This window comes from Haematospirillum sp. H1815 (genome assembly GCF_012102705.1).
GTDB lineage: Bacteria > Pseudomonadota > Alphaproteobacteria > Rhodospirillales > Rhodospirillaceae > Haematospirillum.
Window position 1 is genome coordinate 14,505 of sequence record NZ_JAAVTA010000003.1, and the last position, 15,201, is coordinate 29,705.

Sequence of the window (15,201 nt, forward strand, 5' to 3'; positions counted from 1 at the left end):
GACCTTCCGGACAGATTATCATCCACCCATACCATACGCCCTGCCACAAGGACTGGCTGCAAGCTCCATCGCCAGGTCACGTCCCAGACGGATGGCGTCTTCCGCCAAACCAGTACGGGCACCGGTACGAACACCTGATCCATCTGGATTGGCGACAAATCCCCTCAGAAGGAGACGTGTTCCATCCTCTATCAACGCGGCCAATCCGGCAATCGGGGTCCGACAGGATCCATCCAGGGTTTGCAGAAAAGAACGCTCGCAGGAAACACAGATCATGGTTGGCAGATGGCTCAGGGGCTGGAGGATATCATACATGGCCCGGTGACTGGCACGGCATGTTATACCAATAGCCCCCTGTGCAACAGCAGGCAGCATTTCATCCGTATCAAGAACAGATGTTGCACGACCATCCAGACCCAGCCGACGCAAGCCAGCCAAGGCCAGCAGGGTTGCATCCACAACCCCTTCTTCCAGACGCTGCATTCTGGTCTGGACATTACCACGCAGAATCTGGACCCGGAGATGAGGAAAGTGCGCGAGAATCTGGGCCTGGCGCCGCAGGGAAGCCGTCCCCACCACAGAGCCGGACGGCAAGTCTGCCAAACACGACGCCTTCAGGGACAAAAACGCATCACGCGGATCTTCACGCTCCAACATGCAGGGCAGGTCAATACCATCAGGCAGAACCGTCGGCACATCTTTCATCGAATGGACAGCCAGATCAATATCGCCACGCAACATGGCTTCATCCAGTTCACGCGTGAAAAGACCTTTGCCCCCGATTTCGGAAAGCGGCCGGTCCTGAATGGCGTCGCCTGTTGTCCGGATTACAACAACATCAACAGCCCCTGGCGCGGCCAGAGACGGACAGGACGCGGCCAAACGGGCACCTACCTCGTGTGCCTGTGCAAGCGCGAGGGGACTTCCGCGGGTACCGATGCGTACTTTCTCTGTGGCATTCATAGCTCCTGTGTTGTAAGGGCTTGCTTCGGGCAAGTGAAGGACTAAATCAGCATCATGCGTGTTCTGGGCATTGAAACCAGCTGCGATGAAACAGCAGCCGCAATCGTGGACAGCCATGCACCCTGTGGTGAGCGCATACGCGGCGAATCCATCCTGAGCCAGCTGGATGAGCACAGGGCATATGGCGGCGTTGTGCCCGAGATTGCCGCGCGGTCCCATCTCGACCACATTGATCGCATGGTACACGAGGCCATGACCCAGGCCGGATGCACATTTGCGGATCTGGACGGCATCGCCGCCACCGGCGGACCGGGTCTGATCGGGGGGGTCATTGTGGGGGTCATGACGGCCAAGACCTTGGCCATGGTCCATAAGCGTCCCTTTATCGCGGTCAACCATCTGGAAGGTCACGCCCTGACCCCACGCCTGAGTCATGACGTCGCATTCCCATACCTGCTGCTGCTGGTTTCAGGCGGGCATTGCCAAATTCTGGTGGTGGAAGATGTTGGTCGCTGCCACCGGCTGGGCACCACAATTGACGATGCTGCGGGGGAAGCCTTTGACAAGGTAGCCAAGATGCTTGGTCTGGGCTACCCGGGTGGACCGGCCCTAGAGCAAGCTGCCGTCTTGGGCAAGGCTGACCGCTTCCGGCTGCCCCGCCCCATGAAAGGGCGCCCGGGGTGTGACTTCAGTTTCTCGGGGCTGAAAACCAGCGTACGACAGACCGTGGAGAAACTACCACCAGGATCCCTGTCCGAACAGGACCGCCAAGATCTGGCTGCAGGATTCCAGGCTGCGGTGGTTGATGCCGTATCCGACCGTATACACCTCGCCATCCGCCTGTTCCAGGATCGATGGCCGCAAGGGCGGACTCTGGTTGCAGCCGGTGGCGTCGCCGCCAATATGGCGCTGCGCCATATGTTACAGGATGCGGCAATACAGCACGGCCTTGAATTTGTCGCCCCACCCCTGCGGTGGTGCACGGACAACGCCGCAATGATCGCCTGGACGGGGGCAGAGCATCTGGAACGGGGGCACACGGACCCTCTGGATTTCCGGCCCAGACCACGCTGGCCACTGGACCCAAATGCTCCGAAATCAACCGGTGCCGGTGCTGTCAAAGCCTGACAGGTGAAACAGAAGACCTTGCGCCGTACCCGGGCGCAAGGTCCAGATCAGCCCTGGCGGCTTGGCTCATAATGGTGCTGAACCCATTCACGATAGGCACCACTTGCAACCTGCTGTAACCAGTCCTGATGCTCCAGATACCAGCACACCGTCTTGCGCAGACCTGTATCAAGGCTTTCGGCCGGATACCACCCGAGTTCATCGCGAATTTTTGTTGCATCGATGGCATAGCGGCGATCATGCCCGGGACGGTCCCGAACATATGTGATCTGCTCAAGGTATGAAGCGCCATCGGCACGGGGTCTCTGCTCGTCCAGGATCCTGCATACCATCCGGACAAGATCGAGATTTGTACTCTCGCTGCATCCGCCAATATTATAGGTCCCACCCGGCACACCAACCTCCAGAACCCTGCGGATCGCTGCACCGTGATCCTTCACATACAGCCAGTCACGGACATTCTGCCCATCCCCGTAAATCGGCAATGGCTTGCCGGCCATTGCATTATGGATGCAAAGGGGAAGCAGTTTCTCAGGAAACTGGAATGGCCCATAATTGTTGGAACAGTTGGTTGTCAGAACCGGAAGACCATAGGTGTGGTGATACGCCCTGACAAGATGATCCGAAGCGGCCTTACTGGCAGCATACGGACTGTTGGGCATATAACGATTGTCTTCTGTAAACGCTGGCGCCGTTTCGTCCAGAGACCCATAAACCTCGTCTGTCGATACATGCAGAAAACGAAAACGTGTTTTCATCACGGCATTCATGCACCCGTAGAAAGCACGAACTGCCTCCAGAAGGCGGAACGTTCCCACAATGTTGGTCTGGATAAAAGCCTCCGGCCCATCAATCGAACGATCAACGTGGGACTCGGCTGCAAAGTTGATCACGGCACGCGGCTGATAGCGGGACAACAGATCCGATACAAGGTCGTGATCACCGATATCGCCCCGAACAAAGGTGTGGCGGGTATCATGGCGCAGGGCATCCAGATTCTGGATATTCCCGGCATAGGTCAGCTTGTCGAGATTAACGATTGGCTCATCAGAAACGGCAAGCCAATCCAGAATAAAATTGGCACCGATAAATCCAGCACCACCGGTTACCAAAATCATTCCCCCCTACCCCTTCAAACGACCTCAATTACGTACGGTCACCATTACCCTCCAGAGCATCTGCTTCCGCTTCTTGTTCAAGGAGTACCCAATCCACAATCGCCTGACCCGGCTGATAGGATGGAACCATCTGTTCAAGCATACGACGCCCCACACCCACATCATTGACAGCAAGTGCCAAGTAGAACGCATTCAGCTGGTCCTGCAAAGACGACCACGCTGGCACATCCGGTTCATGATCCATAAGAATACGGGGATGCGGGGTACGGATTGAAGAGGCAGAGCTGCCGACAGGATTCAGTGTGGAATCAGGGGCAGGGGCATCGATCCGGATAGTTCCATCCGGGTTCTCGTCTTCCCGGACAGTCAGACCAGAGAAGGCAATCATACGTCGGGCAAGGTCACTCAAAAGAACTGGCTGCCCCATATCCAGACGAAAAACTTCCCCCCCCCGGCTCAACGCGGCAGCCTGAATGATCAAACAGGCGGCCTCCTCCACTCTCATGAAACAGCGGGCATCCTGCGCATGAGAAATCAGCACCGGACCACCTTCACGAATCTGGCGATACATGCATGCTAAGATGGCATCAGAAGGCTCAAAGACAACCCCGAATCGGACAGATGAGAAACAAGTCACACCCTTTTCCAGTGCCAAAGACTGCAAAATCATTTCTGCCAGCCTTTTGCTGGCACCCATAATCGTCGTCGGACACACGGCTTGGTCTGTGCTGACCAACATACAATTTGGAACACCATGCTCCAAGGCCGCCCTGGCAACGGTCAATATCCCCAGCGTATTGACTTTGATCGCCTCGATCGGATTATGCTCAACCAAGGCATCATTCTTGTAAGCAGCAGCATGGTAGATAATATCGGGCTTCCAGGTCGCCATAATTTCATGCATACGATCTTCATCACAGACCGATGCCAGAAGTGGAATCAGGCGAACGGAAGTTTCATCTTTAACGTGAATCAAGGACTGATACAAAGGCGCAAGTGTATACTCACTGTGATCCACCAGAAGAATCGTATGTGGTTCAAGACGCATCAGCTGGCGGCACAACTCACTGCCGATCACTCCCCCCGCACCTGTTACCAAAACAACCTTTCCGGATACATGGCGTGACAGAAGAATATAGTTTGGCGCCGTTGTCTCCCGCATCAAAACATCATCAACATCCAGACGCGCGACTGCAGCAGGGTGAGAGGGATCCCCGGGAACAGTACGGACAGCAACACCAGCTTTCAGAAGGCGCGCAAGGATCTGGTTGCGCCGACCACGCGATATGGACGACAGGGCAAGTATAACCTCACGAATATCAAGGGTCACAACCAGACTGGACAGATCATCAGGGCTGTATAGAGGGAGTCCATCCAGCCTGTGGCCGTGCAGGCGGTCATCATCATCCAGGAAACCGATTACACAGCGATCCTGACTATTGACCATTGCGGCAGCAAGGCGGCGCCCGGTCGATCCTGCACCATAGATTAACGAGCGGGGCAAGGCGGCACGACGCATCTGATCTTGATACAAACCCCCAAGCCAAAGACGGGCCATAGCCCGTGACGCACCGACACACAACAAAACAAGGACAGGAACCAGAATACCAACCGTACGCGGAACACCCGGAATGCCAATCACCGCAACAATCGTCGCATACACAAGACCAAAAACAGCAGTAGCCGAGGTCATAGCCATCAGGGCTTGCCACCCCGCATACCGGAAGACGGCTCGATACAGTCCAAAAACAACAAAAACCGGGAGAGCTGTCGCCACAGCAAGAAGACTGGCCCACAGCGCAGGCCCGGACAATGCCACAAAAGAACCCAGCCGTATTCCCAGTGCCAACCACACGCAAAGAACACACAAACCAGAATCTATGGTCAAGACAACAAGCCTCTTGGCCATCCGGGAGAGGGACAGCACGGGCAGGGCCGATTTGGTCAGGATATATTGAATCAAAAAGCTAACTCACCTATTAGCGCCAAAGTCTAAAACAAGGAGCAGCCCGGACCATATAGGCGAACCGACATTTGGGCCAATCACAGAAAACAGAGCCAGACTGTATCAGACAATCTTGCACAGGCTGGCCTGGGACACCCGCAGCGTAACGGGCTTGCTCAGAAACTCGATGAGCACCATGGCCCTCTGTTCACCATCATCCATCTGATACACAGCCTCTATACCAGCGAAAGGCCCACCCGAAAGAAGAACGCGCTCACCAGACTGGAAAACAGACTCAGGACTCGCAAGTGACCTCGATTCCCTAAGCCTTAGGAAATCCAACAGCTGACCGTCAATACGCGCCGGCTCAGCTCCGAAACTGACCAAACGACTTACCCCTAGTGTAGAGCGTACGGGCGCCAGTCCCCTTGCCGGGCTCCCCCCGTCCAAGCGAATAAACAGGTAACGGGGGAAGAGCGGCTCCTGCACAACTTTTTTCTCTCTCTGGATGATTCTTTCACAAGAGAAAAGCGGCAGGTAGCAGAGATAGCCCTGACGTTCCAGATTGAGAAGCGCCCGTTGTTCTTGCCTTGGCTTAGCGTGTATCAGGTACCATTGCATATTCGTCAGCATCCCTGCGGTGCGGCTCAACAGGAGCAATACACAGCCCCCAACAATGATCATGTGTTTCTGCTACCACTAACCAGCAATAGCATCAAGAATGATTTGAGATTAAAAAAATAGACAACCCTTAGAAACAAGACATTACACCTACAGAATAAGTAAGGAACAATTTATGACGATAAACCATTGATAGCGGAAGATATGACATACCACCCAAGAATAGATAAGGTGGTAAATATACAAATAACAGCAAATAGAACATATAATATCACAAAATATAAAAATGTAAAACAAGGCATTAATACAATTGACAATCCAATAAAAAATATTTATCACACGATAAAGTCATATATTGGATTAATATTTGCTACGATAACAGGCCTACAAAGCACGGACAATAACTATTGTTTAGAAATGGCACCGCAAGACGCTCAATTTGGGATTCATCAATCCAACCTGCATGGTAAGCGATCTCCTCGGGGCACGCCACCTTGAGACCCTGTCGCTTCTCAAGCGTTGAAATAAACTGAGCTGCCTCCGGCAAGGACGTGCATCCCGGTATCCAGCCAAGCATAACCACGCCCCATAATTTCAACGCTTAACTGGCCTTGCTTGAGATACTGATTATTCACATCAGTAATCTCCAATTCGCCACGCACTGAGGGATGAAGACCTGCGGCAATGTCACACCCATGAACAACATTAGATCCAGAGAAACAATAATGATTTAAATCAACAACACCATCTCAAGAGCATTGACATGGCTCACATCATTATAAATAACACTAGCTGATAAAAATAAATATACATAAACAATACTTGCGGTCACATATTTTCACCAAGAAACAATAAACTCCATTAACTTCATAGGGTATTTTGACAATATCTTTATTATATTTGTTTTCAATCCATTTTCTCGACAGGCGCGAACGACTTCCTTATTGAGCATCATCATGGAATGCCAACCATTCGTACTGACACCGCCAACCTGCATACGCACCAAAATCTCAGGAAGATGATGGTAACGTAAGGCCTGATCCTGGAAAACACGAACAATGTATTCAAAATCGCCTGCAATGCGATAATCAACCTTGAAACGTCCTACACGCTGCACAACGGCATGACTCAGAAAAAGCGCAGGATGAGCAGGCATCCAACCCCAAGCAAGTAGACTGGGACGGAATCGGCCAGAATGATAACGACGCACAATACGCGAGATATCCTGCACACGGAAAAAACCGACATCGCCCATCAGAACATCAAGATCCAGCTCGTACATCTGCGATGCAACCCGCGACAGGACCTGAGGATCTGCGTAATGATCGTCCGCATTCAGGAAACAGACTATGTCACCGCTTGCACGTTCAAGCCCCTTATTCATTGCATCGTAAATACCGCAATCCGGCTCACTGACAACGTGGGACAGCCGTGAACGGAAACGCTCAATGATAGCTGGGGTATCATCTGTTGAAGCGCCATCAATAACAATATGTTCTACGAATCGCCAATCCTGGTCTGCAACAGACCGCAATGTTCGCTCCAACGTAGCAGCACTGTTGTAACAGACAGTAATAACAGAGATAAGAGGGGTGGCTTTCATGGCTCAACAACACAGAAAACGACGCGCACTGTCTTTAGCCCACATAGGGACAAATTTCTGGACAGAATGGCGACAGATCATACGCGAGACGGGCTTCATACCGCCACTGAAAGACGGGTCAACAGCCCGTACGATACTCAGATACTCCCTCAACTCTTCCTCATAGCGCTCATATACGGCAACAGGCTCTGGACATTCCGACGTATAGAAGGATGGCAGGCGATCACTTCCGTTTTCAAAAAGCTGAAACTGGTGGAAATGGTAAAAAATGAGCGATGCACCATCAACTGTAACATTTCCGTCTGTATCGTGAACAGAATGGTATTGTGCATAATTCCAAGGTGCAATCCCGGCATCCTGGATGCATAATAATATGACAGGAAGAGTAACGATCAGGCCATTCATCCAAATACTTTCAATCCCCCATTTTTCCATCTTCAGGACGATAGCAATTGATGAATCACCAATTTCATCGAATAATGGCTCTATGTTGGAATAAAAGAGAAGACCAGCATAAACACACGTCAGAAGTCCTATTCTTGGATTCTTCTGCATCACGTACCGCGTAAAAAAGATGAAAGTGTCCAGCAATACTCGACAACCCCCCGTTCCGCTTTGACATTGAGCAGGTCATCATCCTCAACATCAGCCAGATCAACAATATTGACGCCTAATTGTTTGAGAATAGACTTGGCTTTGTCATCCATGCAAAGCACATGAATCTTCATATCCGGACAACAACGCGCCAAGCTACGTATCATAGCCAAGCCTTTAAGGAGATAACCTCTATAAAAAAGCGTACAAAAATAACGCGTTGCCATAATTCTATCTTTACTACACACATGCGTGAGACTGGCAAATCCCCCCATACACTCTCCTAAAGGGGGTGCGGGGCAACCAATGCCAACCCACCCTTCTTTCATAGCCCTCTACGGCACCCATTACCATAAGCCCGCTTGCGATATCACTGACCGGGGTTGCCGCCAAGCCATAGGCACAACGGTGAAAGATAGCATAAAGAGCAAACACACATGCCGTTTATTGGATAGACTCGGCATGAGCAAGCAAGCTGAAAACACAATATCAAAACACTTGGTTGGATAGCCGGCAAAAACGGCATCTTTGACTGCAGAATCATGATGTCGATACACCCCACACGCCATTCCAATAAATGGCAGAAACATGGTAGAATCCGAGCTCAATAAGCAATATTTTGAACCTCGGAACAGATCCCACGGGAACACCGTATTTTTCGCAGATGCAGCCCCTCACAAAACCGCGACAAATCGCGGAAATATCTGCACAAGAAAATCAAAGATATCAATATGTTGATTCCATATGATATAGACACATGCGCAGGAGCGCATGCCATCTACATACAGAAATATGCACTCCAGAGCACCTATGCCCCCAAGGGCATAAGAGCACCGGATTCATTAATGCTGGAATGACTCAGGTTCTTTCAGCGCAGCAATTACCACCACGCACGTGGAGGCCGATTGACACGACAGTAATCCCCCTATGGGTAGCCACCATCCTGTCGGCTACGCCTCTTGTACAGCCTGCCACTGGCAATCTCCGCACAAACCCAGAGCTTGTTCATAAACTTCAATGGGCCGCTGAGCCAACTTGGGATATATACAGGTGGATCCTGGGAACAGGATTGGCCTGACCCCGACACGTAAGCAAGCATCAATGATGATTGCTTGAACTTTGATGCCATCATCGATAAATGAGTATGCATACTTATGGCTGACACAATTTCCACTCACCTCGGCAGCAACGAGGTAGGCTTTATCAGGCTTCTCGGTTAAAAAGTACACACGGAATACCGTAGGGCAGATCTATTTCCCCACAATGACCAGTAACGATGCGCTCAACCATATTGCCAAGAACCAGCGACCGGCGATTAATTTTAGATTGCTTGCATCACAAAATTCAGGCTTGCCAAGGCAAAATGCGGCCTAGACTTGTCACCCCGCCCCTGCTTTGCGTAAGAAAGTCCTTCAGCTTGGCGCCATCGCATCAGTGCGGTTAGCTTCGCCCAGACCCACTTCATCAGCTCAGCCGGGACGCTTTCATATTCGCTAAAGCTCAGCTTTCGTCGCAGTGTAGATGCCTGTACGTAACAAAAAACTCCAACGTATGGCGTATGGAGTTTAAGTACTGGTGGAGCTGAGCGGGATCGAACCGCTGACCTCTACAATGCCATTGTAGCGCTCTCCCAACTGAGCTACAGCCCCGTACTGCTTGAGGAATCATGGGATATTCCTCACGGTGTGCGCGGACTTATAAGGGCTTGACGCAAGGTTCGCAAGAGAAAAATCATGCGTTCCCATTTTTTGCCGCCGACACGAAAAACACCGGAAACCTAGGGTGAAGATTCCGGTGTTTTCACAGAGCACTACTTGGCCCGCAGCAAGGATCCCAGCAACATCACTCGTCGCTGTCGCCGGCCTCCAGATGATCCATCACCTCGGCCATGTCATCGTCGTCTTCACCCAGATCCGAAGCATCCTCAATCAGGGCATCGTCATCCTCATCACCCAGCAGCGGCTCATCCAGGTCGTCTTCACCCACAGCAGCCACGGCAGCAACAACCTTGCGAGGCGCATCCCCGCGGGCCCCCTTGCCACCACGCTTGATTTTAGGCGCGGCATCCTTTTCGTGGATGGCTCCACACTTTGGACACACGACAGGGTCTTTACACATATCATAAAAACGGGCACTGCACGTTGTGCAGGTATGCTTGCTGCCCCATTCCGGCTTGGCCACCAGAAAACCTCCAGATCTTGTGAACGTCATACGGTCAATGCCGCATTTGCCATCGAACGTGGTCCCTGTCAAAAGCAAAAAACAGATCGGGATACAAACCACCGCATGATCTCTACCACCAAGCGCCTCTCTGTGCTATCGGATGGCCTGCGTCCACTGACACAGCGCACCGATAAGCGGAGTTTACAAATGAGTTCGGCACCCGCGCGTCCTGTTACCCTACGGTCACAAGCAGCATCCCCCTTGTCTGGCACAATCAGGGTTCCCGGCGATAAATCCATATCGCACAGGGCACTGATGCTTGGCGCCATATCCGTTGGTGAAACCGTTATTGAAGGACTCCTGGAGGGGGAGGACGTCTTGCGGACGGCCGAAGCCATGCAAAAACTGGGAGCAACCGTCCGCAAGGAATCCGGCGGACGGTGGATTCTCTCCGGACGGGGCGTTGGCGGACTGGCTGAACCCGATGATGTTCTGGACATGGGCAACGCGGGAACAGGGGCGCGGCTGCTGATGGGACTTCTGTCCAGCCATCCCTTCACCGCAGTCCTGACCGGCGACGCATCCCTGCGCAGCCGCCCCATGGCACGGGTTACAAATCCACTTGAGAAAACAGGGGCCCGCTTTCTCAGCCGTACCCGGGGACGACTTCCCGTCACTATAACCGGGACAGAACGCCCCCTCCCACTTGACTACACGCTGCCTGTTGCATCAGCACAGGTAAAGAGTGCCATCCTGCTTGCCGGACTCAATACACCCGGCCAAACCCGCGTAGTAGAACCCTCACCATCGCGGGATCACACTGAACGCATGTTGAAAGCCTTCGGCGCTGACATCCAGGTAGAGGAACACGGCGCAGGGCGCATCATTACCCTGACCGGACACCCGGAACTGACCGGTCAAACTGTCCGCGTGCCGGCAGACCCTTCCTCTGCCGCATTCCCGGTCGCAGCAGCCTTGATCGTACCCGGCAGTCACCTGACCCTGACCAATGTGTGTATCAACCCCTCGCGAATCGGTCTTTACAAGACCCTGCAGGAGATGGGAGCTGATATCCATTTTGAAAACGTACGCGATGAAAACGGTGAACCCGTTGCCGACTTGGTCGTCCGTCACAGCCCTCTGAAAGGCATCAATGTGCCGGCAGAACGAGCCCCCAGCATGATCGACGAATACCCAATCCTGTCGGTTGTTGCGGCCTTTGCCAGCGGTGAAACACGTATGAATGGCCTTGGGGAGCTGCGGATCAAGGAAAGCGACCGCCTGGCCCTGATGACAGACGGTCTTCTGTCCTGTGGCGTGAATGCCCGCACAGAAGGCGATGATTTAATTATCCAGGGCACAGGAAAGCAACCAGAGGGTGGGAAGATGATTGCCGTACAGCTTGATCATCGCATAGGAATGAGCTTTCTGGTCCTCGGAATGGCCACAAGAACGCCGGTTTCTGTTGATGATGCCCGCGCCATTGATACCAGCTTCCCTGATTTTGCGAATCTTATGAACAGCCTGGGTGCCCGCATCACCCTAGCCCCGGAAGAGTAGGAAACCATGACACATCCCGTCGTTGTCACCGTTGACGGCCCGGCTGCCGCCGGAAAAGGAACCTTGGCCCGCCGGCTGGCCTCTGCCCTTGGCTATGCTTATCTGGATACCGGTATCCTGTACCGAATTGTCGGCATGAAAGTGCTGCGCAGCGGGGCTCGTACAGATGATACAAAGACAGCCTGCGACGCCGCACGGTCCCTGACGCCAGCCGAGATCAGCCGCTTGTCCGGACACAGCGAGCTGCGGAGTGAAGCAACAGGACAAGCCGCCAGCCAGGTTGCCGCTATCCCCGATGTACGCCATGCCCTGCTGGACCTACAGCGCACATTTGCCACCAATCCACCGGAGAACCGACCCGGAGCTGTTCTGGATGGGCGCGATATCGGCACAGTTGTCTGCCCGGACGCTACGGTCAAACTGTTTATAACCGCAAGCGTAGAAGAACGTGCCCGTCGTCGGCTGCTGGAGTTGCAGAGCCGGGGAATAGAGGGTATAGAGTCCGAAATCCTTGCCGATATCAGGGAACGGGACCGGCGCGACACAGAACGCTCTGTCGCACCTTTGGCCCGCCCTGTGGACGCCTTGGTGCTTGATACCACCGACATGGACGCTGAGGCGGCCTTCCTGGCTGCCTTGGACTATGTTCGGCAAAAGGGTCTTGTTGTAGACAGGCACAACGCTGCCTGTGGGTAATAGGCCGCGAATCGCGGAAGACCTCGGGATCCAACCCGTGGCCGGAAATGTAATGTATGAAAGGAAGATGTTTACCTATGGTTGATGCCACTTTTGAGAGCTTTGAGGCTCTTCTTGATGAATCCCTGTCCGCCGAACGCGGCATTGAAGGAACGGTCCTGCGTGGAACGGTCCTGCGCATCGACGGCGACTTTGCCCTTGTTGATGTCGGCCTGAAGTCCGAAGGACGCATTGCCCTGAAAGAATTCTCCCGCACCGGAGAAGAAGTCGAGCTGAAAGCCGGCGACCAGATCGATGTGTTTGTGGAGCGCTACGAAGACCGCGACGGACTGATTGTCCTGTCCCGCGACAAGGCACGCCGCGAAGAGGCCTGGAACGATCTGGAAAAGACCTTTACCGCCAGCCAGCGCGTGGAAGGGATTATCTTCGGGCGCGTCAAGGGTGGCTTCACTGTTGATCTGTCCGGAGCTGTGGCCTTCCTTCCGGGATCGCAGGTTGATATTCGCCCGGTGCGCGATATTGGCCCGCTGATGGGTCAGCCGCAAACCTTCCAGATCCTGAAAATGGACCGCGCCCGTGGCAACATCGTTGTCTCCCGCCGCGCTGTTCTGGAAGAAAGCCGTGCCGAAGAACGCGCGAAGCTGATGTCCGGCCTGAAGGAAAGCATGATTTTGGATGGTGTTGTCAAAAACATCACCGACTATGGTGCCTTCGTTGATTTGGGCGGCGTCGATGGCCTGCTGCACGTCACCGATATTTCCTGGAAGCGCGTGACCCATCCGTCCGAGGCCCTGAACATCGGTCAGACCGTCAAGGTTCAGGTCATTCGCTTCAATGCGGAAACCCAGCGCATTTCGCTTGGCATGAAGCAGCTGGAAGCTGACCCATGGGAAGGCGTTGCTGCCAAATACCCGGTTGGAACACGCTTCATCGGTCGCGTGACCAACATCACCGACTACGGTGCCTTTGTCGAACTGGAAGCTGGCGTCGAAGGCCTTGTCCACGTCTCGGAAATGAGCTGGACCAAGAAGAACATTCATCCGGGCAAGATCGTTTCCACCTCTCAGGAAGTGGAAGTCATGATCCTAGATGTCGACGGCGAAAAGCGTCGTATCTCCTTGGGCCTGAAGCAATGCGCCGGCAACCCGTGGGAAAGCTTCGCATCCCAGCATCCGGCCGGTACGGAAGTTGAAGGCGAAGTCAAGAACATCACCGAATTCGGTCTGTTCGTTGGCCTGCCTGGCGAAATTGACGGAATGGTCCACCTCTCTGACCTGTCATGGTCCGAGTCAGGGGAAGAGGCCGTCAAGGCCTATAACCGTGGCGACATGGTCAAGGCCAAGGTTCTGGATGTTGACATCGAGAAGGAGCGTATTTCGCTGGGTATCAAGCAACTGGGTGAAGACCCGTTTGCCTCTGCTGCCTCTGGCCTGCGCAAGGGACAAACCGTTACTGCCGTGATCACCGCCGTTCAGGACAACGGGATTGAGGTCGAAGTGGACGGTGCGATTTCCTTCATTCGCAAGTCCGACCTGTCGCGTGAACGCAACGAGCAGCGCACAGAACGCTTTGCTGTTGGTGAAAAGATCGACGCCAAGATCACTGCCATTGACAGCAAGACTCGCAAGATCAGCCTGTCGATCAAGGCACGCGAACTTGAGGAAGAAAAGCAGGCCATGGCGGAATATGGATCCACGGATTCCGGCGCCCTGTTGGGTGACATTCTTGGCGCTGCCCTGAAGCAGGCCAAGGAAGAAAAAAGCAAGGCTGACTGAACCTTGTGATCCCTTTGGTTCGCCTCCGGAATAAACGAGGCTAACCAGGCAAAAAGAAAGCCCTCCCGGTACCATGCGTCCGGGGGGCTTTTTTTGTTGTTTTGTCCTGACAGACGAAAAGGATCACAGAACTACTAAAAGGCGTTTATTCATATATGCTTATACTTGACGTCCCAGAAGTCCTTTGGCAGGATGCTGCCGTTCATGAATTTCCTGACGGTGCGTATTGCCACCGTGCGATAATTCTGCCGAAATGCTGTTGTCCCGTGTCGGGTTCGGGGTACCTTGACAGACCTGAAAGAGGGGAACGTTACATGACCAAATCAGAATTGATCGCGCGGCTTGCCGAGAGAAATCCGCATCTTTACCAGAGAGATATCGAACGCATCGTCTCGACGATTTTCGACGAAATTTCATCTGCCCTGGCGAATGGAGACAGGGTCGAGCTGCGCGGGTTCGGCGCATTCTCGATCAAGAAGCGCGATGCCCGTCTGGGACGCAATCCACGTACCGGGGCATCGGTTGAGGTTTCAGAGAAAGCTGTTCCGTACTTCAAAACCGGCAAACAGCTGCGTGAGCTTCTGAACACAAAATCCTGATGCTACGGTTTCTTGCCTGGCTTTCTGGCATTCCCTTGGCCATAGCCGTAGTTCTGTTTGCAGCTGCCAACCATGAATCTGTTCAGGTTGGCCTGTGGCCCCTGCCGTGGATCATCGAACTACCCCTCTATCTGCTTGCTCTTGCTCCCTTGGTGGTTGGACTGCTGATCGGTCTTGCCCTGGGTTGGATTGCCGCAGCGCCTGCCCGTAAGGCAGCACGGGCAGAACGACGCCGCTCCCGGTTCCTGGAGGGTCAAATCCGCTCTGTAATCGGCGGAAATCTTGACAAAGAGGCCGGCGAAAAGAATGACCAAGCGGCACTTCCCGGCAACTGAAGGCAAGACGTGTTTTTGCATGGCATAACCCGTTGCCCTTGCTCTCCTTATACAGGCACAATAGACAAGCGGCTCTGGCCGATAGAAGAACGGGTGCCTTA

The 15,201-nt window shown here is 53.4% G+C and carries 16 protein-coding genes and 1 tRNA gene; 6 read left to right on the forward strand and 11 right to left on the reverse strand.

Features of this window, described 5'->3' with window-relative positions:
- Positions 1-18: 18 nt before the first annotated feature.
- On the reverse strand, positions 19-963 hold the full coding sequence (hemC, locus tag HEQ60_RS03865; protein ID WP_168069708.1) for a hydroxymethylbilane synthase: 945 nt from the start codon (positions 961-963) through the stop codon (positions 19-21).
- Positions 964-1,017: 54 nt separating this feature from the next.
- On the opposite strand from hemC, the gene tsaD reads away from it, so the two are divergent.
- On the forward strand, positions 1,018-2,091 hold the full coding sequence (gene tsaD / locus HEQ60_RS03870) for a tRNA (adenosine(37)-N6)-threonylcarbamoyltransferase complex transferase subunit TsaD (protein ID WP_168069710.1): 1,074 nt from the start codon (positions 1,018-1,020) through the stop codon (positions 2,089-2,091).
- 47 nt (positions 2,092-2,138) lie between these two features.
- Here tsaD and rfbB read toward each other — a convergent pair whose 3' ends face one another.
- The 10 genes from rfbB to HEQ60_RS03915 all read right to left on the reverse strand — a co-directional run bounded on the left by rfbB (position 2,139) and on the right by HEQ60_RS03915 (position 10,183).
- On the reverse strand, positions 2,139-3,209 hold the full coding sequence (gene rfbB, locus HEQ60_RS03875) for a dTDP-glucose 4,6-dehydratase (RefSeq protein ID WP_168069712.1): 1,071 nt from the start codon (positions 3,207-3,209) through the stop codon (positions 2,139-2,141).
- A 28-nt stretch (positions 3,210-3,237) separates the two neighbouring features.
- Entirely contained in the window at positions 3,238-5,172 is a 1,935-nt protein-coding gene (locus tag HEQ60_RS03880) for an SDR family NAD(P)-dependent oxidoreductase (protein WP_209315401.1), read from the reverse strand.
- A gap of 105 nt (positions 5,173-5,277) precedes the next feature.
- Positions 5,278-5,775: a transcription/translation regulatory transformer protein RfaH gene (gene rfaH / locus HEQ60_RS03885; protein WP_168069714.1), complete on the reverse strand. Its 498-nt coding sequence runs from the start codon at positions 5,773-5,775 to the stop codon at positions 5,278-5,280.
- Positions 5,776-6,287: 512 nt separating this feature from the next.
- Positions 6,288-6,437, reverse strand: coding sequence for a sugar phosphate nucleotidyltransferase (locus HEQ60_RS10955; RefSeq protein WP_416046629.1), 150 nt, complete (start codon positions 6,435-6,437; stop codon positions 6,288-6,290).
- Positions 6,438-6,613: 176 nt separating this feature from the next.
- Positions 6,614-7,378 carry a glycosyltransferase family 2 protein gene (locus tag HEQ60_RS03895; protein ID WP_168069716.1) on the reverse strand — a complete coding sequence of 255 codons (765 nt, stop codon included), beginning with the start codon at positions 7,376-7,378 and terminating at the stop codon, positions 6,614-6,616.
- A gap of 3 nt (positions 7,379-7,381) precedes the next feature.
- A complete protein-coding gene (locus tag HEQ60_RS03900) occupies positions 7,382-7,933 on the reverse strand; it encodes a hypothetical protein (RefSeq protein WP_209315402.1) in 552 nt (183 codons plus the stop codon).
- Positions 7,933-8,139, reverse strand: coding sequence for a hypothetical protein (locus HEQ60_RS10475; protein WP_209315403.1), 207 nt, complete (start codon positions 8,137-8,139; stop codon positions 7,933-7,935). Before HEQ60_RS10475 ends, HEQ60_RS03900 begins: the two co-directional genes overlap by 1 nt.
- Positions 8,140-8,922: 783 nt before the next feature.
- The gene (locus HEQ60_RS10960) at positions 8,923-9,201 is read right to left on the reverse strand and encodes an NAD-dependent epimerase/dehydratase family protein (RefSeq protein WP_168069719.1); all 279 of its coding nucleotides are present in this window, start codon (positions 9,199-9,201) and stop codon (positions 8,923-8,925) included.
- 344 nt (positions 9,202-9,545) lie between these two features.
- Positions 9,546-9,621 (reverse strand) — tRNA-Ala (locus HEQ60_RS03910).
- Between the two features lie 193 nt (positions 9,622-9,814).
- On the reverse strand, positions 9,815-10,183 hold the full coding sequence (locus HEQ60_RS03915; protein WP_209315404.1) for an FYDLN acid domain-containing protein: 369 nt from the start codon (positions 10,181-10,183) through the stop codon (positions 9,815-9,817).
- A gap of 159 nt (positions 10,184-10,342) precedes the next feature.
- On the opposite strand from HEQ60_RS03915, the gene aroA reads away from it, so the two are divergent.
- From aroA to HEQ60_RS03940, 5 genes are all read left to right on the forward strand, one after another.
- Positions 10,343-11,695 (forward strand): 3-phosphoshikimate 1-carboxyvinyltransferase, encoded by a 1,353-nt coding sequence (gene aroA, locus HEQ60_RS03920; RefSeq protein WP_168069721.1) that lies wholly within the window; start codon positions 10,343-10,345, stop codon positions 11,693-11,695.
- Between the two features lie 6 nt (positions 11,696-11,701).
- Positions 11,702-12,391 (forward strand): (d)CMP kinase, encoded by a 690-nt coding sequence (cmk, locus tag HEQ60_RS03925; protein WP_168069723.1) that lies wholly within the window; start codon positions 11,702-11,704, stop codon positions 12,389-12,391.
- A gap of 77 nt (positions 12,392-12,468) precedes the next feature.
- On the forward strand, positions 12,469-14,166 hold the full coding sequence (rpsA, locus tag HEQ60_RS03930) for a 30S ribosomal protein S1 (protein ID WP_168069725.1): 1,698 nt from the start codon (positions 12,469-12,471) through the stop codon (positions 14,164-14,166).
- Between the two features lie 314 nt (positions 14,167-14,480).
- Positions 14,481-14,765, forward strand: a complete 285-nt coding sequence (gene ihfB, locus HEQ60_RS03935; protein ID WP_168021294.1) for an integration host factor subunit beta — start codon at positions 14,481-14,483, stop codon at positions 14,763-14,765.
- The gene (locus HEQ60_RS03940) at positions 14,765-15,100 is read left to right on the forward strand and encodes a lipopolysaccharide assembly protein LapA domain-containing protein (RefSeq protein WP_168069727.1); all 336 of its coding nucleotides are present in this window, start codon (positions 14,765-14,767) and stop codon (positions 15,098-15,100) included. Before ihfB ends, HEQ60_RS03940 begins: the two co-directional genes overlap by 1 nt.
- The last annotated feature ends 101 nt before the right edge of the window (positions 15,101-15,201 follow it).